Here is a 19,515-nt window from a genome sequence, read left to right as displayed (position 1 = left end):
TCTAGCCCAATGAGCTAGTTATGTTGTCTTTAAGGCAGTATTGTAGCGTGTGTTAGAACGGAGTTCGTAACGCACTATTATCAGAGGTTTGATGGGTTTGCTTTGCTGTGGGCAAATCCCATACTGTGATAGTTTTATCCCGACTAGCACAAACCAAAGTTTGTCCGTCCAAGCTAATTGCAAGACAATAAATCTGGATCGAATTGAGAAAATGCGATCGCTCCGCGTGTAAGTAGCCATACAAGGTTGGCTCGGTTTTTTCCTGATTGTGCGTAAATTATGTTAAATCTTATTGACTTAAAATAGTACATTTGTTTTGATGTATTAGCGAAAACTCTTACGTATTTATTTGTACTAGTACAACACGGCGTAAATAAACCACCCATTCAAAATCAATGAAACGCTTACGCTGTATTAATTTTGAATTCCGCCTTGCGGTACTAGTGCCAGTGTTAATTGCCGTTGGCTAGAATTTGGTACAACATGATTAAAACCCTAAAAAATTAAAAGACTCTAACTATGGCTGAGTATCAAAAAATTGAGTATCGCATTGGTAAAGATGGGAAAATTACTGAAACAGTAATCAATGCTTCTGGTTCGAGTTGCACAAGTACAACATCGGGAATTGAAAAAGCTTTAGGAGAAGTTGAAAATCAAGAATTATTGCCTGAGTATTATGAAGGCGGTGAGGGCGAGACAGTGGAACAAAATCAGTCTCTCAAACAAATCTAAGAGCGATGCAGATAGGAATGTTTTCTCTTTTAAGCCTTTTGACAATGGCAATAGGGATTTGGACTCTGTTGTTGATTATTCCAGCAATTAGCACTGCGATCGCAACTCAAGCAGACTTGAAAACTAACAAGTTAGAATTGGCGCGATGTCTAACGACAAGCCGCTTCGCGTCTACGCAAATTGAATTGCTAAAAGATGAATTACAAACAACTCATCAAAAATACTTAGAGTTAGAGCAAAAGTTACACCAGCTTGTTTTGGAAAAAGCAGCACTGCATCAGGAAGGCTTGCGACTGCATGAGGAATTGCAGCAGCAACGTCTTGAACTGACAGATGAAATACGTTCTTCGACATTTGAGCAATTGCAGACATTGTTAACAAACTATCCCAGCATCCCTCAAATGGTGCGCGTTAAACCAGAATTGCCTGCGAAAAATCTGCTTTCAATGTTTACCTCTTTAGATAACCTCCTTTATAAATGGGGTTACGAACAGATAGGCAAACCTTGGGAACAAGTACCTTACAATCCGCAAATTCATCAACCAGACACAGCAGATATTGCTGAAGATGAATTAGTTTACATCCGATTTGTCGGTTATCAGCATCAAGGAAAAATTCTTGTCCCTGCGAAAGTTAGTCGCACTTTGCCCGGAGGAGGGAGATGAGGGGGACAAGGGGTACAAGGGAGACAAGGGGATGAAAAAAGAAAGTGTTTTCCCAATGCCCAATGCCCCATGCCCAATGCCCAATGACAAATGACAAATGACAAATGACTACAGTAATAATTGATTTTGGTACGAGCAACACTGTTGTTTGTACTACTGATTTGATTACGCAAAAACCACGGACGTTGAGATTTGATTCGATGTCGCGCCGCTTTGAGGTTGGGACAGAACAAGTTAGCGTTGTACCCAGTTTAGTATTTGTGGAAGGGCGCGATCGCATTTCTTTTGGTGAATCTGTACGCGCTAAACGCTTAGGGTTTGCCCAGCCTGAACGTTGTTTTCGCGCTTTCAAACGCGATTTGGCAGCAGATTTTGTCCCACCTCCCCGACAGTTGGATGGTAATAGTTACAGCGCTGAGGTGGTTTCGGAACTGTTTCTTAAGGAAATTTGGCAACAGGTTGAACAGCAATTACAACCCAGTAGCGTTATTTTCACAGTTCCCGTGGGTGCATTTGAGCGATATCTTGACTGGTTTCGCAACTTGGGCGACAAGTTAAATATTCCCGCAGTGCAAATTGTCGATGAATCTACCGCAGCAGCCCTTGGTTATGCTGTCAAGCATCCTGGTGCTGTAGTTCTGGTAGTTGATTTTGGCGGCGGTACTCTAGATTTAAGTTTAGTACGAACTGTCAGCGCTGAATCTGAACAGCAAGTAGTACGTGCCGAAGTTATCGCCAAATCTGATGCTTTTATTGGCGGCGTAGATATTGATACATGGATTGTCGAACATTATTTGCAAAAAATCGGTTCCTCCCGCGCTGAAGTTGGAGAAATCGGTTTTATGAATCTGCTGGAAGTTGCAGAAAGGGTAAAAATTCAACTTTCGATAATAGATGAAGCGAAAGAAGCTTGGTTTGATGATGAAAATTTTATGTCCCATGAATTGCAATTGCATCGGGACGAATTAGGCGAAATTTTAGAAAATCAACAATTATTAGAACAGCTAAGACAAACGCTAGATGAAATATTAGCGATCGCACTTGCTAAAGGTATCAGCAAATCTACAATTGAACAGGTTTTATTAGTGGGTGGTACTTGTCAAATTCCCGCCGTACAACAACTAGTAATTTCCTATTTTGGACGACAAAAGGTAAAGTTAGACAAACCCTTTGAAGCTGTGGCACATGGCGCATTAGCTTTAAGTGAAATGGCAGCAGTTGATGATTACCTGCGCCACAGTTATGCGATTCGTCTTTGGGAACCTCACAGCAAAACTTATTCTTATTTAACTTTGATTGAAAAAGGGGCAAAGTATCCAGGGGCGCGTTCTGAAGCTTTAACTTTACAAGTCGCCACCGAAGGACAGCGAGAAATTCGCCTTGATATTGGGGAAGTAGCAGAAGTTTCCCAAGCGGAAGTTTATTACGATACTCAAGGAAGGATGACGAGCAGCCAGTTAGTAAAACAAGATAGTTATCGCTCTTTGGAAACTCATCATCAACAAGTATGTGTCGCTCATATCGAACCGCCTGGACAAACAGGAATAGACCGAATACAGGCACAATTTGAAGTGAACGAACAACGGGTATTAGTAGTGACAGTAAAGGATTTATTGACGGGGAAGATATTAGTTGAGAGGGGTGCGATCGCTAAACTCAAATAATCTTACCTTGGCGCTCTTGGCGGTTCGTTTAAAAAATATGGGAATACTACTAATAGTAGACTGGTAAAAATGCAATGGCAGAGAATCAGAATCAACCTAAAGAATATGATGCTGTACTTGGTGGACAAATACCGCCACCTGTTAATGGTTTAGTTTTGGGTGGATTAGAAGGAGCTAAACTTCGTTTAAATAGTAATAATATAAAAGTCAAAATTGCAACTTTAAAAGAATTAATCAGCTATAAAGAGATAGGGTTAGATTTATTGCTAGATTTGTTTCAAAATGAGAAATCAGAAGAAGTCAAAAAATCAGCTTATTTGTTATTGCGTTATCGAACAGAAGCGAAAGTAAAAAATATTTTGCAAAACTATGACCATTGGCAACTGTTTGATGATATCGGTACGTTAGAAGGAGAATCACACTTAGCTCATTGTATGGTTATTAGCCCTGATAGTCAAACTCTTTTTACTGGAGGTCATAACGATACAATAAAAGCTTGGGACTTAAATCTAGGTAAACTAAAGTATACTCAATTAGTCAAGTCTGGTTCTATTATTTCCCTAGATATTAGCCTTGATGGAAAAACTTTAGTTGATGGAAGTAGATTTGTCAAAATAAAAGTTTGGGAAGTCAAGTCAGATAAGATTAAACGCAGACAGTTTCTTAAAAATCAAGGTGGAGTCAGCATAATTTTTGTTGCTTTAAGTGCTGATGGAGAAACTCTATTTAGTGGAACACTATATCATAGCACTAAGATATGGAATTTAAAGACCGGAAGCTGCGGAGGTTTTGAAGGAGATACATGGGCGGCACGATCTTATGCGATTAGTCAAAATAAACAAACTATTGTGACGGGCAAGCATATCATTAATCTTTGGGATGTAGAGACAAGAAGACTAAAAAAGACTTTACAATCTCGTTCGGAAGTTGACAGAATTGCTATTAGTCCTAATGAAAAAAATATTATCGGTGCTTTCATAGATAAAACTATCAAAATATGGAATGTAGATACAGGAAATATTGTACATACCCTCACAGGGCATTTAGACTACATTACATCTTTAGCTATCAGTTCCGATGGAAAAAACTTAGTTAGCGCCAGTCGTGACCAAACTATCAAAATATGGGATTTAAATACTGGGACTCTAAAAAAAACGCTTTATGGAGATTCAGGATGTGTTAACTGTATAGCCATTAGTCCTGATGGACAATTTATTACAAGTGGTAGTAATGATGGAACTATCAATATTTGGGGTGTACCATAAAGTAAAAAATAGATGCGATCGCACTTATATTATTGAAAATAATTACCCCAAATAAAGCGTATTTATCAAATTAGGTGATTATAGCGATCGCACTCAATAATTCCATCATATAAATAAAAAGTAAAAACACGATGTCAAAAAATTCCAATCGCCCAACAGTTTATGATGCTGTCCTTGGTGGTCAAGAAAAAGCGCCTCCTGGTGCTGTAGTTTTAGGAGGACTAGAAGGTGTTAAAAGACGGTTGGCAAATGCGGTAGTTGAACAAAGAATCGCTGCACTAGAAGAAGCACTCAAGTATGGCGAAGCAGGTTTGGAATTGGTAATCTGGGCGTTAGACGATAAATTATGGAAAGTACGCCAAGCAGCTTATTCACTACTAGCTTCTCGACCAGAACCTATAGTACAAGAAATACTTCAGGAGTATAGTCATAAAATCGACAGATATGATGCTTTCGTGGCGATGGCGCGTGCTGGCGGAGTGTCCGATGTCGATACGCTGATGGATAATCTAGAATATGACCGCAATAGCGCCACCTACAAGTTAGTTGACTTTACACTGGGCTTAGTTGATACTTCTCAAGGTCAAGACCGAATTCGACATTATCTTTTCAATGGCACCCAGCTACAACGTAATTATGCAGCACTTTACTTTAAGCGAAAAGGTGCAAAAGATATTTTAATTGAAGCAGTGCAGCAGGGCTGTATTGACAGAGTGCAAGCATTTTCTAAATAAAACAGCAATGTCAGAAAATCCCAATCAACCAAGAGAATATGATGCAGTACTTGGCGGACAAGTACCACCTCCAAAAGATGGTGTGGTTTTAGGAGGTATTGAAGGTGTTAAACGACGGTTGATCGGCGCTACATCCCTAGAACAACAAATTGTCGCCGTTGAAGAAGCCCTAAAGTATGGCCAAGCTGGTACAAAATTGGTGTTTCAGATTGTAAATACTGAATCGGAAAAGTTGGAATTTACAGTATCGTCACTGCTGGGAGAACAAGCATTAGCAAAAGTACAGTCCCATCTATACAGTGATATACCATTAATCTCTGCGGTTGATGTAAACTACAGTCGTTTGCAAAATTTGCTCGCTTCCGGAAAGTGGAAAGATGCAGACCAAGAGACTGCTAGTATAATGCTGCACGTATGCGATCGCCAACCACAAGGATTTTTAAACCCATCAGACGTTGAAAAATTCCCTTGTGAAGATTTAAACACGATTGAAACTCTCTGGCAAAAATATAGTAATGGACGCTTTGGCTTTGTTGTACAGACGCATATCTGGCAAATGGTTGGCTGTACATCCAATCCTGACTGGGAAGCCTGGTGTCGCTTTGGTAAAGGTGTGGGATGGTTTTCTCAAGGTGCTTGGCGGTATTGGAATGACTTGACATTCGATTTGAGTGCTAACGTAGGACACCTACCCCGTGGCGGTGCATTTATAGGTTGGGGGTTAGGTGACTTTTGGACAGGTTGCAGCACCCTGTCTGCGCTTGCAGAGAAATTAGCAAACTGCAAAATAGCCTAAATTTGGGAACACTGGTATTAGCCACAGGTAAAAAGCGATGCCCGATAATCCCAAGCAACCCGGAGAATATGATGCTGTGCTTGGCGGAAAAAATCCTCCGCCAGTCGATGGTGTAGTTTTAGGCGGATTGGAAGGCGCAAAACAACGTTTCGCTAGCAGTGATGAAAATTACCGCTTTTTAGCGCTTTCGCAACTCATTAACTATAGACAGGAAGGCTGGGATTTAATAATTCAGGCTTTAAAAGACCCATCAAAAAGGGTACAGCTAGCAGCATATAAATTATTGCGGGATATCTCAGAATTAAAAGTAAAACAGGCAATATTAGAATTTAATCCCTATCGTTTTTTTGAGTGTGTTTATACAATTGAGCTTAATAGGAATGATGCTGCGATCGCCATTCATCCCGACGGCAAAACCCTAGTATGTTGCGATGCTGGCGGTAGTTCTTTTGAAGAACCTCAAAGAGATGGCAGTATCGTTGGTGGGACTTATATAGACTTTAAAAAGTGGGATTTGAAGACAGGAAAAAGTCTTCGCACCATCACTAAAATATTTGGCACGAGAATAAAAGACCATCCAAAACATTTAACTTTCAGTTCCGATGCTCAAACTTTAGCAATAGGTGGTTCTCAGCATGACAGTACTATTAGAACTGAAATCTGGAATTTCAATACCGAGAAATTAAGTCATGTTATTAGCGGACAACCATTATGGGAGTCTAGACTCCGAAGGAGTAATACTCTTACAGCTATTGCTCTCAGTTCTGATGGTAAAATCTTAGCTAGCGGTAATGAAGCTGGTCATATTCTCGTCTGGGATTTAGAAACAAAACAAAATATTTATACTATCAAAGGACAACACTCAACAAATATCACTTCTCTTGCCATCGATGTAGATGCAAGAATGTTAGCAAGCGCTAGTTTAGATAAGACTGTTAAACTATGGAATCTAAGAAGGGGAAGTGAGATTTATACTTTAGTAGAGCGTAAGTCTATAAATATTGATTCTTGTACCATATCCCTAGCAATTAGTCCTAATGGACGAAAGTTAATCACTGGCGATAATAATTTGCCAACACGTATTAGAATATGGGATTTTTTAACTGGTAATGAAGTTCATACTTTATTTCCTAAAAGTGGTAAATTGAGCCTTTTAACTTTCAGTGCAGATGGAAAAATCTTTGTTAGTTGTGGCGGTGATATTAATATCTGGAATTTACAGACAAAAGAATTACTGGCTAAACTTCCTGATGCCACAAGTGTTGCTATTAGCCCAGATGGACAGACTATTGTCAGTTACATTGGGAAATTAATTCGAGTATGGCGAGTTCCGTAGAATCAAGGATAGGTGCGATTTCAAATAAGTGCGATCGCATTTCCTTAATTTACAAGAGGCTAAATATTTAGGCTGGGAAAGATGCCCAGCCCAGGCACTTATTTACACCCAACGTCCTACAACTACTCGCACAGTTCCATCTGCTAAAACTTCTTCATCCTCGACATTAAAGCCTTGTTCTTGCACTGTTGCCATTAAGGTTTTATGAGCATATTTTTGGCTGATGGAGTTAACAAACTGCTGTTGATTAATTTTTGCTCCCCAAAAGTCTGCAACTATTTCGTAATTTTCACCACTGCGGCGAAAACCTAAATCATAACCATTGTTCTGGCGAATCACATACTCGGCTTGAGTCGTATCGCCTCGATATCCGCGTACATTCGTGTTGCATTCAACTTGATAGTTTAATTCTTGCAAAACTTGATGCAGAATTTCACCGTGTTTGATTTGGACTTTGATAGTTGTGAAATGAGACATAATACCAATTTTTGATTTGAGATTTTGGATTAAAAAACGAATCAGAAACCTTTGCGCGAACTATTCCTATTTTAACCAATTATGAGGGGTGAAGTCCCCTACTTTAAAAAGCAGCAAGTTTTGTTTTGTGGCGGCATCTAAATCCCCGTTGCAAAACTAAATTACGAATTACGAATTACGAATTATTTTAATCGACTTCTAAAGGGCCTATTCCTTGTTCGGTTGAGTATTGTTTTAATTCTTCTACTAACAGCACATCATTGGAGGCGGTTCTTGCACCGGCTTGTGCTGCCCATTGCTTTAATGCTTCAATTTGTTCAGATGCGATCGCAGCTAGTGGCACTGTCTGCGCTACAGCCTGTAAAATATCTTCTGTATTAAAGTCTCGGCGCTGTCCCTCAATTCTTGTGGAAAATGCTTGGTGCATGGCATCAACGATTACCTGCTCAATTTCCGCACCGCTAAAATTGAGACTCTGTTTAGCTAACAAAGCTAAGTTAAATTCTCGCAGCCGATTCGGGCGTAACCGTTGCAAATGAACCTTAAAAATCTCTTGGCGTTCGGTTTCTGTAGGTAAATTCAAAAAGAAAATTTCATCAAATCTTCCTTTTCGCAACAACTCGGCTGGTAATATTTTGACATTATTTGCGGTGGCGACAATAAACACACTCGCGGTTTTCTCCTGCATCCAGGTAATCAAACTGCCGAACACCCGGCGCGATGTCCCCGAATCCCCATCAATGGTACTGGTAATATTGCCAAAGGCTTTATCGATTTCATCAATCCACAAAACGCACGGTGCCATTGCTTCAGTTAGCTGAATCATTTGGCGCACCCGACTTTCGCTTTCGCCGACAATCCCACCAAATAAACGCCCAGAATCTAATCTTAATAAAGGTAAGCGCCATTCATGGGCAATTGTCTTGGCTGAGAGGGATTTACCTGTCCCCTGAATACCCACAAGTAACATTCCTTTGGGGTTAGGAATACCGTAGCGTCTGGCTTCTTCGGTAAAAGCATCTTGGCGCATTAGTACCCATTGTTTGAGTTGATCTAATCCACCAACTCGTTTGAGTGATTCTTGAGGTGTGAAAAATTCTAAAATCCCAGTTTGGCGGATTGCTTGCTTTTTCTCTTCTAATACGCCGTCAATGTCAGACTCATTTACCTGCTGTTTGGCAGCTAAAGCTTTTGCCAACACTCTGGAAATCCGGGTGCGGCTTAAACCTTGACAGGCTTTAACTAACTGTTCTCGCGCCAAGCCAGAAACATTTAACTTATCTGGTACTACTAACTGTTGGATTAAATTATCTATTTCGCTAACGCTAGGTAAGGGAAAATCGACTACTGTCACTTCTTGCAGTAACTCGTCGGGAAGTTCTAAAGTATGGCTGGTGGTAACGATAATTTTACGCGATCGCTTTAACTCCCGCGTCAAGTTTCGCAACTCCCGCACAATTGGGGCATTCTTCTCAATAGTCGGATTTTTCACAAATGGGTGCAAATCCCGCAGTACAAACATTGCAGGTGTTTGGGCATCAGCTTTACCAATTCGCCCTAATGCAGCCATCACCGAACCTTTATCTGCACCATTGTCACTCCAACCCCGCACAATATCCCAAAATAAAAGCTGTCGTTTTGGTTGAGAACGCAATGCAACTTGCTGCAACACTTCTTCCACAGGTTCTTCTTCAACGGAAATCACATACAGTAAGGGATACCGTGCCCGAATCATCAAATCAAGTTGTTCTACTAAAGAGGCGTATTGCCGGTTCTCGCTGCTATGAGTTGCGTTTTCTTTTCCATGTCGATCAAAATTGCTCATAAATAGACTATTACAAATTAGTAATTAGTTAGTCTTAATTAATACTCTAATTTCTTAGATAATATACTAGTATAAATTTATCAGAAAAATATAAGGGCTTCCAGTAATCAAAGTCTGTACCAGGGTAAAAAGGCTAGCGATCGCTCACTGTATCATACTTGCATATTTACTAGAACTTCCCATAACAGCACAGATGGTAACTGAACTTATGGCGCTCTAATATTATGTCCGCATAATTAGTTATGATTTTCGCGTAGAAGAACCCCACCCCCAACCCCCTCTCCGCAAGCGATGAGCTTGCTCAGATGTACTTTGTATGATTAGGAAAGGCTATATAGTATTATAACAATTTTGATTAACCCAATTATCAGGAATTCTTTCTAAAATACCAGAACCAAAGACCTTATTCATTTCTAAATATTCCAGATGAACGTAACCAATATGACAGTGACAAGTTTGGTTGCTACAAGGTTGTTCAAACAAAGCTGCTTCCCAGTCAGAATCATAAATATTACCAATCGGTTCTTTAATAAAATGACAGCGGCGGATTGTACCGTCACCATCAACAGAAATCACTGATTTTCCAGCCCGACAAGAATGCCCAAAGCTAGGATAATGTTGAGTATTTAATTCATATAATGGGTCAATAGATTGAAAAAATTCTCGATTTTCTGGTGATAAATTAGGAAGTTCAGCCTTGACAGCATTAATCCATAAATAAACGTGGTTTGGTAACTCTTGACGTAAAGCTGCTATTTCCGCTTGAAACTTGGGAAAACCGACAACTCCAACGCTGAATTTGACATTTTTGTTGTCTAAATTGAGGCATTTTTTTAAGAAGCGATCGCGTGACACCCATTCGGAATGAAAAGTTGCCCAAAGCGCTAATTTCTCTTTATTACATTCCTCTACCCAATCTAGCTGACAAGAAAGATTAGTTTGAATTGCTGCTTTATTAACATTGGCCAACTGCGTTAATTTTATCAGTGCTTGCTGATACCAAGAATGAATTAAAGCTTCTCCCCAAGGAGTAAAAAGAATTGAAAATTGATGTTGGGTATGTTGGGAAATAAAATTGACAAATCGTTCTAAAGATTGTTTATCGATTGCTAATTCGGCGGCTGTTTGTTGGCGTTTAGCAAAGGGGCAATATTCACAGCCGTAGTTACAACTGATTAAAGAACCGCGATAGAGGATGATAAGGTGCATAGTAATTGAATATCCAAATTAATTTTTGTAAGTTTGATTATTCAGAAACAGAACAATAGCGATCGCCTGGCTCCTTTTCTGTATCTGCGATAACTTCTACATCTAACAGTTTCAACCTTTCAACCATTTCTTCAGTTAAACAGCTATTTGAAATATTAAGAATATCTAGCTGATTCACAGCAGGACAATTTAGCAAAACTTCAGCACCTTCATTTCCTAAATCTCCTAATGAAAGGTCTAAAACTTTGATTTTATTAATAATAGGAGAGTTAACGATAGCAGCAGCAATATTATTAGCATATTCACTATTACGCAGCCCCAGGTAAGTCAATTTGGGGAATAAATCACCTGATAAAATTGGCATTAAATCATCAATAGAAGAATTCCCACCATATTCATCAGTACCTAGCCATAATTCTAAATGCTCTAATGCTGGTAGTTCGAGAGAGAGAATTTGAGCAATTTTGTCACGCCCTAATCCTCCAGTTTCCACAATTAGCACTTTCAAATGTTCGTGACGTAAAGAAATAAATTTTTCCCAAGCCCCACTATATGTATGACGTTCGTCTCCACCACGAACTAGCAACATTTCTAGATTAGGAAACGCTTTTAAGATAAGACTAATATCCTGAATAGCTGTCCAAGATATCTGGTAATCTATGTCATAAGGCCCATAAAAAAGTGCTTTAATATTTTTTATAATCTCTGGCGATAAAATACGCCATAAATAATAGTAACCTCTAAATATCAAAGCTTCTACTTTATTGACTTTTGGTTCTCTTAAAAAGGTAGTAATATGATCGTCATCTATAACATAAGCTTTTTCAGCAGGATTTTGTAGACCTATGTTAGGGTCATAGCTTTCAACTTCCCGATAGTAGAATTCTGTGAAAGTATTATAGATATATCCCTCAATTAAGGTTTCATCTATTCGCTCAAATAAATCCCAATATTTATATTCTTGCAATACTTGTTTAACTTGAGGTTCAATGCGGTAGCATAATAAATTATAGGCTGCTTGACGGACTTTTCTTGAAGAATCTTGCAATGACTTAATTACCAAATTTAAACCTTCTGCTTGATAATTCAATGCATCTTGAACAGCCGCTACACGTATCTCAACATCAGGATTTACTAAACGTTTTCTAACACCTTCGATACCACCTAAAACAGCACCTCTTACTGGTGGCGGTGCTTCTCCTCCGAGTACTGCATCAAATTCTCCGGGTTGATTTTGATTGTTTGTCATATTTTCTCCAACGGTAGATGTCATGTAAATATCCGTAGAAACGTGATTAATTGCCTTTCTATAAATCTTTTTTAAACCTCACTATTTCAACTCATAATCCTGCATTAATTCCTGAACTTTCTCAGAAAATAACCACGCGCCAATAGTGTCAGAACGCTCAATACCAAATTCAGTTAACTGTAAAATATCCTCATCTTTTATCGCTAAATTCAAAGCAATCAGTTCTGAAAATTCTGGAAAATCAGCGTATACTTCACTACCAAATTGCTGACGGTAACTAGCACAATTCAATCCTTCGTCGGAAAGCAAAGATAACAAAATATACCGCCGACGTTGTTCTTCAGCATTGAGTTGAAAACCATAGTGCGCGTAGTCAAATGACTCATCTGCTGTTTGAATATATGCTTGTAAAATCTCGCTGATTCCCTTTGCTCCCACTGCATATTCGTTGGAGTAGTGCAAAGTATTAGTGTAGGAACGTGCGCCACAACCTAAACCAATCATCCCGTCGGCTTGACAGCAGTAGATGGGAGAGCGAGAAAGATTGCTACCTTGTCCCTCTTCCAAGCGTCGAAACATCCGCATGGAAACCTGCGTATATCCTTCTGACAATAATACCGATCGCCCTTCCCGATAACAAGCTAAACGAATATCGTCCCATTCTCGATCTGTGCGTCCCAAACCTGTGAGCGATCGCACGTACAATGGATATAGATAAATTTCTTCTGGTTGAAAGCGCAAAGTAGCTTGTATTGATTGCAACCAAGTATTTACAGTTTGTCCGGGTAAACCGTAAATCAAATCAATATTCAAAGTAGGAAATCCAATGTCTTTGATCCTTGTCAGCGTTGTTTCTACCTGAGTAGTAGATTGACGGCGCTGGGTGGCTAAAACTTCCGAATCGATGAAGCTTTGGACACCAATACTAACACGATCGACGGCGTGCGATCGCAACAGCTTTAACTTATCCTCAGTTGCGGTTTCTGGCGAAACTTCCACAGAAATGGGAATTTCCTGTAACTTTGCACCCATCGTATTTTTAGCAATATTGAGAATAGTTTCGAGATGCTGAATCGGTAATTGGGTGGGAGTTCCGCCACCAATAGCGAACCTAGCAAATGATGCATCAACCAACACCGCCTTCATCCGTTGCGCCTGTCGGTGTAATGTGCGGATATATTGACTCATAAAATCTTCATTGTGGCTGACTGTGGTAAACAGGTTGCAGAACCCACAACGCATTTCACAAAACGGTATATGTATGTAGAGAAATAGCGCTTGTCTATCTTGCTGCGCCCAAAGTTCTGGGAGATACACAGGTGGAGTGAGAGGACGATAAGCTGTTTTGTGGGGGTAAGAATAGACGTATGCTTGATAAGGAGACTGGGCAATTTTGGATTTAAGATTTTGAATTGTCAGCATAAAATTTAAAATAATTTAGAACTCTGCGTCTCTGCGTGAGTTTTCATAAAATAAACTCTGCATAGGGAACAGTCTAAACCACAGGATGGCTGAGTCGATGTCCAGTGTAACCATTCTCACCATAAGTTGTCCCGTGGTCAGAACACAGAATGCAAAAAGTAGAATGCCTTTGTCGTATAATATTCCAGAGTTTAGCTAATTGGCGATCGACATATTGCAAAGCTGCGGCGTGAGATTCAATGGTATCGATTTTATCTTTTGTATCGGGAAGATAGAAATAATTTGGTTGATGCAAAGCAGAAATATTTATAAATAAAAATATGCGTTGATTCTTTGGCGTTTTTTCTAAAATTTGTCGCGCCAGATTTACCTGATTTTCTGTAGATTCGGGATTAGTAACACCTAATTCTGAACTCCAATAACTTTCAGCAAACATTGAGGGAATTACATTACCTAAAGGGTTGCGTTTGTTGAAAAAACCAACTCCACCAATGCAAACTGTATGATATCCCTTTGCAGCTAATCCATGAACAATATTTGAGCTATCTAATACACAAGTTATATCAGTTGTAGTGGTACTTCCTTCAAATCCCAAAGCAAAAGGGCGGGGGTGAATTCCAGGCATTACAGGTGTGGGTAAAAAGCCTGCGAAAAATGCATGATGAGAAGCATAAGTGAAATTTCCGGGTGAATGACGTTCTTCCCAACCTGTGTTAGGGAGTACTTTTACTAAGTTTGGAGTGCGTTTTTGTGCGAGTAAATCTTTGGCTACGTCGTAACGTAATGTATCTATGGTGATAAATAAGATATCATGAGTTCCGACGATTTCATTCATATTAAACATAGGAGTAAAAATTATATTTGATAACTTTTAGCCACATAGATATTAGGTTCACGCAGAGGCTGAAAGACTAGCGAGAAACTTATCTGCTCATAAAAATATTTATTCTCTCTGTGTTCTCTGTGTCTATGTGGTTCATTCCAAAATCGCTTTAACTTCACTCATATAAGTATCCATTCCATTCCATAAAATACCAGGTAATAAATCACCAAAAGCATTAATCTCTAAAATCGCATGAGTTTTCCAATCGGGTAAAATCAGTAAATCAACTCCACAATATAAACTATTAGGAAATAACCCTGCTGCTTGTTCACAAGTTCGCTTCATTATCTCCCAATTTCCTACACCAACTTTTGCTAAAAATTCCTCAGTATTTCCCCGTTCATTCCCCAAATGCAAATTTGTCATCGGACTTTTACCAAGGCGAACAACGATATGCTGTGCTTCACCATTGATAACCACCACACGCACATCAAAACCACATTCTTGTAAATGTGCTTTGGGTAGCCATTCTTCAACTTGTACGCCTTCTGCTGTCAAGATGTTGATAATATCGGCGATTTCTTCGCGGTGAGTATAGTGCCTAATTTTCCGGGAGTTATAAAGCAGAGTTTGCCCATTTTCTCGCACTCGTTCAACAGTGGTAATGGCTGATTCAAAACGCGAATTTGCTCGGTAAGCAACAACTCCAGAAGCGGCGGAACCGTGGGAAAGTTTGACGAATACTCGTTCTATTCCCTGCATTTGCATTTGTTCGCGTAAATGATCGTAATTGTAAATTTTACCAAGCGATCGCGGAATGGGGATATTATGACGGCTGAATCTTTCGTGACAAGCTGGTTTGTCAAACATCACAGCGATATCTAGGGGATGGTTCATAAACTCGCCATTTGTGAGAAGGGGAGTAAGCTGTGTTTCCCATTTTTGCAACAGATACCGCCAGCCTAAATACCACTGTCGCGGATAGAGGATGAGTCCTTTATCAAATTCTAATTTTGTCGCGGCTTCTGCACTGATATGTTGATGACTGGAAGTAGAAAAAATTTCCCTACTCCCTTCTGCAATGATGGCTTTATCAACATCAAAGTTTTTTTCTGGAGAGTCGAAGCGGATAATAGTGTTGGGTGTGTTGAATTGTTCGAGAGTTTGTTTTCCTGCTATTAAGTCGGCGTAATCTACTACGGTGGCTGGTGGTAAGTTGAAATGGGCGATCGCTTCTTGGAAGAAACTGACACGGCGGTTTTCGGGGTTGGCGATGAGGATAAAATTAAAGTTTTTCATTCGTATAACGAAGAGTAGCGAGAAGCACTACATCCGTCATATATCTTTTCTTGAGAATGAGCAATCAATAAACAATCAATTAGGGATGATTCTTTAATCTCCTGAATAAATTCTTCTGATACATAATTGTGAGCGATATTGAGAGTATGTAAATTAATAATTGCTTGAGATTCAATTAAAGCGTTCAAACCTGTGTCAGTCAAGTTTCCCATTGATAAATCAAGTACTTCAAGATTCGCAATAATGGGAGATTCAGCCATGAAGGAAGATTGTGCGATCGCATCGGCTATTGCATCAGCATAATCGCTATGTAAACCTAAATAGCTTAAGTTCGGAAATGATTCACTAAAAAGAATTGGTTTGATGCTGTCAATAATCTCATTACAACCATGTTCATCAGGTTTACCCATCGATAATTTAAAATCCTCTAATGCAGGTAAATTGAGTGAGCAAAGGCGGTAAATTGCTACATTACTGATATGTGTTGTTTCAACAATTAAAGTTTTTAAATTATTATGTTGTAGTTTTTCACATTCCAGTTCATTACAAAAACCATAAAGCTGTAGTACTTCTAGGCTAGGATAAGCTGTCAATATTAAAGTTATGTCTCCTAAATCTATATAATCTTTTTCGTATCTATGCTCCCAATACTTCCCTAGAAATAAAGCCTTAAGATTAGTTAATTGATGACGCGCTTCAAACAAAAGCTCAACATAAATATCAAATTGTTCTCTAACTTTAACTTTGTAAAGATAGTCACATTCAGTTAAATGACAAATTAATGCTTTAATTTGATTAACTTGTGGGTCTTGCAATAGTAACTTCAATTGTTCAATATTTACTATATAGGCTGTTTTAGATGGATTGGTGATACCAGTATCAGGATTAAACTTTTCAGATTTCCAATCTTCTAAAGTTATAAAAAATAACCCAGGTTCACATCCTAAAAGTGCTTGCTTGCCTTTTCCTTCTGTTTCTTGCAATAGTTCAACTACAATTTTATGAATTTTATGTGAGGAATATTGCAAGGCATCAATCAGCAAATCTAAACCTGCATCTCCATAATTTAATGCATCAGCAAGTGCAGCAACCTGTACTTCAGAAATTCCACTTTCTAACCGATTCTTAACTCCTGCAATCCCTCCTAATACCACACGACTATCAGGTGCATCTCCCCCAACTACTGCATCAAATTCTCCGGGTTGATTTAGATTATTCATAGTTAAAAGTGAATTCATTAAGAGAAAGTTTTTTAACCTGATAGGCGCGTTTTGCTCGTGTAGCGGAGACTTTCACCCGCCTATCTAATACTAAATTTCACTCTGCAACGGAACAATAGCGACCGTGGATGTAGCTATCTTCATCTTCTTCCTTCTGATTACTTGCTAACACATGCACATCTAAGCTAGAAAATTTTTCAATTATTTCCTGAGATAAAAAGTTTTCTGAAACATTGAGAATATCCAGATAATTTATCGCCGGACAATTTAGTAATTCTTCCGCACCTGCATCACTTAGTGTTCCCATTGAAAGATCAAGTACGCTAATAGAATCAAGAGTTGCAGAACCTACAATAGCATTGACAATTTCATCGCTAAATTGGCTATTGCGTAATCCTAAATAATTTAAGTTTGGAAATTTCTCTTCAATAATAATTGGATTTAAATCTTCAATCCAACAGTTTCCACCGTAATCTTCACTGCCAAACCATAATTCCAAATGTTCCAATGCTGGCAGATTCATCTGACAAATTTGGGCAACAGTATCTCGGCTTAAACCCCCAGTTTCAACAATCAAGGCTTTGAGGTGATTATGTCGTATCGGCGGACTAAATTGTAAACGATCGCCTCCACGAACTTGCAAAATTTCCAGTTTAGGATAAGCTTGTAAAATGGGACTTATATCACTTTGTTGAATCCAAGAAATTTCGCATTCATCACCAATAATATCGCCAATGAAAACAGCTTTAAGATTAGTTAAATATTGTTTCGCCTCAACTAAAGCTTCGATAATGCCGCTTGAATTACTTTCATGTGCTTCTTCCTCCCACAAACCAAACACTAAAGCTTCCAATTTATCGACGTTGGGTTCTTGTAAAAGTCTACTAAATTTACTTGGCAAATCGTCCTCATTTTCATAAGGACAGTATCTCAAGGCGTAAGCTTTGTTAAGAGGTTCGGTAATACTTGTATTTGCATCGAACTCTACAACTTGTCGATTAGCAAATTGAGTAACGTTATAACCTTGATACTGGTTAAATCTCTCTTCCAAATACCAAGGTTTATATGTTTGCAAAGCTTGTTTAACTTGCGGTTCCATTTTTTGCCGCAACAATCGATAAGCAAAACGCTGTACTAATCTTGATTTATCTTGCAATGCTTGAATTAATAAATCCAACCCAGCATCACCATATTTCAAGGCTTCGCTAAGTGCAGCAACCCGCACCTCAGTAACAGGATTTGATAAATAACGTTTAACTCCCTCAATTCCTCCTAAAACAACTCCATCCACAGGAGGCGGAGATTGTCCTCCCAACACTGCATCATAATCTCTGGGTTGATTTTGGTTATCTGTCATGGTGTTTTACCTTCTGATTCTTTATTAGAATTCCCAAAAATGCGAAATACGCAACATCAATTTCTCAAGCAAAAGTAGGAGCGACGTAGACGAACTAAGGAATGAAGATGTTTTCTATAGAAAGGCTTTTGGGATTTCATGCGACGCTGAACGGCCCGTCGTAGATATCGCTCAAGCACGTTACAATAAAGGACTAATTGTTACTAATTAAACGGTAATTTACTTATGAGCAAACTTGAAGACATTCAAGCTGAGTATGAAAAATTCCCTGAAGAATTTGAGAGTGTAATTATTAGCACTGTGAGCGCTCAGGCAATACCCAATGCTAGCTATGCTCCTTTTGTAATAGATGATTCCAAAAATATCTATATTTACGTAAGTGGTCTTTCAACTCATACCAAAAATCTCTATGCTAATCCTCATGTAAGTGTCTTGTTTATTGAGGATGAAGCCAAGAGTAATCTAATTTTTGCCCGTCGTCGTTTGAGTTTTGATTGTACTGCAACTTTGATAGAGCGTGAAACCGACAAGTGGAATCAAATTGTTGAGCAATTTCAAGGGCGGTTTGGTCAAATTATTGAGGTTTTGCGCGGCTTGTCTGACTTTCGGATTTTCCAGCTAACTCCTAATGAAGGTCGTTTTGTAGTTGGTTTTGGGGGAGCATATCACATTAGTGGCGATAATCTCCATCAACTTGTTCAGATTGCAGGAGATGCTGACAAGAAGTAAGGATGAATTATTCTGGTAATTTTGGTAAGCGTTCAGGGAATACAAAGAACACAAAAAACAACCCCCAAATTAAGCAATAAATGCTTAAGGCTACAAACAGAAAAAATTTCAATAGTAGCAACGAACTGTGGTACTTAATTAATATTCAGTATTTTTCAGGTGAAAAGCCATTGAAAAACCTGCTAATCTTTTGAAAAAACTAGCAGGTATGGCTTATCATCAATCGGAGCGGCGGGATTCGAACCCACGACCTCCACTACCCCAAAGTGGCGCGCTACCAAGCTGCGCTACGCCCCGGTCAGAATTACTATTATATAGCAAAACTTTAATATAATCAAGAGGCAAATTTAAAAAACCTTAAGCATTCCAGCAGCTTGCAGTAAATCTGGAACAGCAGAAGCATCCCATTGACCCTCTACACATCGCCCTGTATTCAATATGAAACGGAGACTGAAGTCATGAGGATAACCTTCCACCTCCATCCATAATAAATTGCTTTCGGCTTCACAAGCAATTTTTTCCTCTTCCATTAATTCAGTTGCGAGTTGCTTCATGGTGTCTGCTAACTGTGCAAGCAGACGACAAAAATCATTCAACTCGGCTTCAGTTAACTCAATTGCCCAATTATCTGTACCGACTAAACCTTGAAATTCAGTTGCACCCGGATTCCAGCCAATACGCCAACCAGATCCGGTTTTTATAACACGTTCCAT

General features: G+C 39.1%; 19 protein-coding genes and 1 tRNA gene. 8 read left to right on the top strand and 12 right to left on the bottom strand.

Going from position 1 to position 19,515, the window contains the following annotated elements:
• Positions 1 to 52: 52 nt before the first annotated feature.
• Positions 53 to 172 carry a hypothetical protein gene (locus RMZ41_RS04045; RefSeq protein ID WP_409874705.1) on the bottom strand — a complete coding sequence of 40 codons (120 nt, stop codon included), beginning with the start codon at positions 170 to 172 and terminating at the stop codon, positions 53 to 55.
• A gap of 347 nt (positions 173 to 519) precedes the next feature.
• Here RMZ41_RS04045 and RMZ41_RS04040 point away from each other — a divergent pair, with 347 nt between their 5' ends.
• The 7 genes from RMZ41_RS04040 to RMZ41_RS04010 all read left to right on the top strand — a co-directional run bounded on the left by RMZ41_RS04040 (position 520) and on the right by RMZ41_RS04010 (position 7,192).
• Positions 520 to 732, top strand: coding sequence for a DUF2997 domain-containing protein (locus tag RMZ41_RS04040; RefSeq protein ID WP_094333335.1), 213 nt, complete (start codon positions 520 to 522; stop codon positions 730 to 732).
• Positions 733 to 749: 17 nt separating this feature from the next.
• On the top strand, positions 750 to 1,397 hold the full coding sequence (locus tag RMZ41_RS04035) for a hypothetical protein (RefSeq protein WP_322644143.1): 648 nt from the start codon (positions 750 to 752) through the stop codon (positions 1,395 to 1,397).
• Between the two features lie 104 nt (positions 1,398 to 1,501).
• Positions 1,502 to 3,061 carry an Hsp70 family protein gene (locus tag RMZ41_RS04030; protein WP_322644144.1) on the top strand — a complete coding sequence of 520 codons (1,560 nt, stop codon included), beginning with the start codon at positions 1,502 to 1,504 and terminating at the stop codon, positions 3,059 to 3,061.
• A gap of 74 nt (positions 3,062 to 3,135) precedes the next feature.
• Entirely contained in the window at positions 3,136 to 4,326 is a 1,191-nt protein-coding gene (locus tag RMZ41_RS04025) for a WD40 repeat domain-containing protein (RefSeq protein ID WP_322644145.1), read from the top strand.
• Between the two features lie 131 nt (positions 4,327 to 4,457).
• Complete coding sequence (locus RMZ41_RS04020) at positions 4,458 to 5,060, top strand: hypothetical protein (protein ID WP_322644146.1); 603 nt, start codon at positions 4,458 to 4,460, stop codon at positions 5,058 to 5,060.
• A 7-nt stretch (positions 5,061 to 5,067) separates the two neighbouring features.
• Positions 5,068 to 5,856 (top strand): GUN4 domain-containing protein, encoded by a 789-nt coding sequence (locus RMZ41_RS04015; RefSeq protein ID WP_322644147.1) that lies wholly within the window; start codon positions 5,068 to 5,070, stop codon positions 5,854 to 5,856.
• A 37-nt stretch (positions 5,857 to 5,893) separates the two neighbouring features.
• Complete coding sequence (locus tag RMZ41_RS04010; protein ID WP_322644148.1) at positions 5,894 to 7,192, top strand: WD40 repeat domain-containing protein; 1,299 nt, start codon at positions 5,894 to 5,896, stop codon at positions 7,190 to 7,192.
• Positions 7,193 to 7,294: 102 nt separating this feature from the next.
• Here RMZ41_RS04010 and RMZ41_RS04005 read toward each other — a convergent pair whose 3' ends face one another.
• From RMZ41_RS04005 to RMZ41_RS03965, 9 genes are all read right to left on the bottom strand, one after another.
• Positions 7,295 to 7,669: a DUF1257 domain-containing protein gene (locus RMZ41_RS04005; RefSeq protein ID WP_322644149.1), complete on the bottom strand. Its 375-nt coding sequence runs from the start codon at positions 7,667 to 7,669 to the stop codon at positions 7,295 to 7,297.
• A gap of 187 nt (positions 7,670 to 7,856) precedes the next feature.
• A complete protein-coding gene (locus tag RMZ41_RS04000; RefSeq protein ID WP_322644378.1) occupies positions 7,857 to 9,404 on the bottom strand; it encodes an AAA family ATPase in 1,548 nt (515 codons plus the stop codon).
• Between the two features lie 420 nt (positions 9,405 to 9,824).
• Positions 9,825 to 10,703 carry an STM4011 family radical SAM protein gene (locus tag RMZ41_RS03995; RefSeq protein ID WP_322644150.1) on the bottom strand — a complete coding sequence of 293 codons (879 nt, stop codon included), beginning with the start codon at positions 10,701 to 10,703 and terminating at the stop codon, positions 9,825 to 9,827.
• Between the two features lie 37 nt (positions 10,704 to 10,740).
• Positions 10,741 to 11,976 carry a HEAT repeat domain-containing protein gene (locus RMZ41_RS03990; RefSeq protein ID WP_322644151.1) on the bottom strand — a complete coding sequence of 412 codons (1,236 nt, stop codon included), beginning with the start codon at positions 11,974 to 11,976 and terminating at the stop codon, positions 10,741 to 10,743.
• Between the two features lie 57 nt (positions 11,977 to 12,033).
• Positions 12,034 to 13,374 carry an STM4012 family radical SAM protein gene (locus RMZ41_RS03985; RefSeq protein ID WP_322644152.1) on the bottom strand — a complete coding sequence of 447 codons (1,341 nt, stop codon included), beginning with the start codon at positions 13,372 to 13,374 and terminating at the stop codon, positions 12,034 to 12,036.
• Between the two features lie 73 nt (positions 13,375 to 13,447).
• A complete protein-coding gene (locus RMZ41_RS03980; RefSeq protein WP_322644153.1) occupies positions 13,448 to 14,209 on the bottom strand; it encodes an STM4013/SEN3800 family hydrolase in 762 nt (253 codons plus the stop codon).
• 141 nt (positions 14,210 to 14,350) lie between these two features.
• A complete protein-coding gene (locus RMZ41_RS03975; protein WP_322644154.1) occupies positions 14,351 to 15,496 on the bottom strand; it encodes an STM4014 family protein in 1,146 nt (381 codons plus the stop codon).
• On the bottom strand, positions 15,493 to 16,716 hold the full coding sequence (locus RMZ41_RS03970) for a hypothetical protein (RefSeq protein ID WP_322644155.1): 1,224 nt from the start codon (positions 16,714 to 16,716) through the stop codon (positions 15,493 to 15,495). The genes RMZ41_RS03975 and RMZ41_RS03970 overlap by 4 nt, the downstream gene beginning before the upstream one ends.
• A 97-nt stretch (positions 16,717 to 16,813) precedes the next feature.
• A complete protein-coding gene (locus tag RMZ41_RS03965) occupies positions 16,814 to 18,073 on the bottom strand; it encodes an STM4015 family protein (RefSeq protein WP_322644156.1) in 1,260 nt (419 codons plus the stop codon).
• Between the two features lie 225 nt (positions 18,074 to 18,298).
• Here RMZ41_RS03965 and RMZ41_RS03960 point away from each other — a divergent pair, with 225 nt between their 5' ends.
• A complete protein-coding gene (locus RMZ41_RS03960) occupies positions 18,299 to 18,802 on the top strand; it encodes a HugZ family protein (protein ID WP_322644157.1) in 504 nt (167 codons plus the stop codon).
• A gap of 223 nt (positions 18,803 to 19,025) precedes the next feature.
• Here the strand turns inward: RMZ41_RS03960 and RMZ41_RS03955 are convergent.
• Positions 19,026 to 19,099 (bottom strand) — tRNA-Pro (locus RMZ41_RS03955).
• A gap of 50 nt (positions 19,100 to 19,149) precedes the next feature.
• The gene (locus RMZ41_RS03950) at positions 19,150 to 19,515 is read right to left on the bottom strand and encodes a DUF1818 family protein (protein WP_322644158.1); all 366 of its coding nucleotides are present in this window, start codon (positions 19,513 to 19,515) and stop codon (positions 19,150 to 19,152) included.

It is taken from the genome of Nostoc sp. DedVER02, assembly GCF_034530675.2.
Classification (GTDB): Bacteria; Cyanobacteriota; Cyanobacteriia; order Cyanobacteriales; family Nostocaceae; genus Nostoc.
This window is presented reverse-complemented; position numbering and strand designations above follow the sequence as displayed.

Excerpts from the sequence above, each read along its gene's own strand:
- RMZ41_RS04005 (WP_322644149.1), bottom strand. The coding sequence starts at position 7,669 with ATGTCTCATTTCACAACTATCAAAGTCCAAATCAAACACGGTGAAATT.
- RMZ41_RS04015 (WP_322644147.1), top strand. The coding sequence starts at position 5,068 with ATGTCAGAAAATCCCAATCAACCAAGAGAATATGATGCAGTACTTGGC.
- RMZ41_RS03985 (WP_322644152.1), bottom strand. The coding sequence starts at position 13,374 with ATGCTGACAATTCAAAATCTTAAATCCAAAATTGCCCAGTCTCCTTAT.
- RMZ41_RS03990 (WP_322644151.1), bottom strand. The coding sequence starts at position 11,976 with ATGACATCTACCGTTGGAGAAAATATGACAAACAATCAAAATCAACCC.
- RMZ41_RS03950 (WP_322644158.1), bottom strand. The coding sequence starts at position 19,515 with ATGGAACGTGTTATAAAAACCGGATCTGGTTGGCGTATTGGCTGGAAT.
- RMZ41_RS04000 (WP_322644378.1), bottom strand. The coding sequence starts at position 9,404 with ATGATTCGGGCACGGTATCCCTTACTGTATGTGATTTCCGTTGAAGAA.
- RMZ41_RS03975 (WP_322644154.1), bottom strand. The coding sequence starts at position 15,496 with ATGAAAAACTTTAATTTTATCCTCATCGCCAACCCCGAAAACCGCCGT.
- RMZ41_RS03970 (WP_322644155.1), bottom strand. The coding sequence starts at position 16,716 with ATGAATAATCTAAATCAACCCGGAGAATTTGATGCAGTAGTTGGGGGA.
- RMZ41_RS04025 (WP_322644145.1), top strand. The coding sequence starts at position 3,136 with ATGGCAGAGAATCAGAATCAACCTAAAGAATATGATGCTGTACTTGGT.
- RMZ41_RS03980 (WP_322644153.1), bottom strand. The coding sequence starts at position 14,209 with ATGAATGAAATCGTCGGAACTCATGATATCTTATTTATCACCATAGAT.
- RMZ41_RS04035 (WP_322644143.1), top strand. The coding sequence starts at position 750 with ATGTTTTCTCTTTTAAGCCTTTTGACAATGGCAATAGGGATTTGGACT.
- RMZ41_RS03995 (WP_322644150.1), bottom strand. The coding sequence starts at position 10,703 with ATGCACCTTATCATCCTCTATCGCGGTTCTTTAATCAGTTGTAACTAC.
- RMZ41_RS04030 (WP_322644144.1), top strand. The coding sequence starts at position 1,502 with ATGACTACAGTAATAATTGATTTTGGTACGAGCAACACTGTTGTTTGT.
- RMZ41_RS04010 (WP_322644148.1), top strand. The coding sequence starts at position 5,894 with ATGCCCGATAATCCCAAGCAACCCGGAGAATATGATGCTGTGCTTGGC.
- RMZ41_RS03960 (WP_322644157.1), top strand. The coding sequence starts at position 18,299 with ATGAGCAAACTTGAAGACATTCAAGCTGAGTATGAAAAATTCCCTGAA.
- RMZ41_RS03965 (WP_322644156.1), bottom strand. The coding sequence starts at position 18,073 with ATGACAGATAACCAAAATCAACCCAGAGATTATGATGCAGTGTTGGGA.
- RMZ41_RS04040 (WP_094333335.1), top strand. The coding sequence starts at position 520 with ATGGCTGAGTATCAAAAAATTGAGTATCGCATTGGTAAAGATGGGAAA.
- RMZ41_RS04020 (WP_322644146.1), top strand. The coding sequence starts at position 4,458 with ATGTCAAAAAATTCCAATCGCCCAACAGTTTATGATGCTGTCCTTGGT.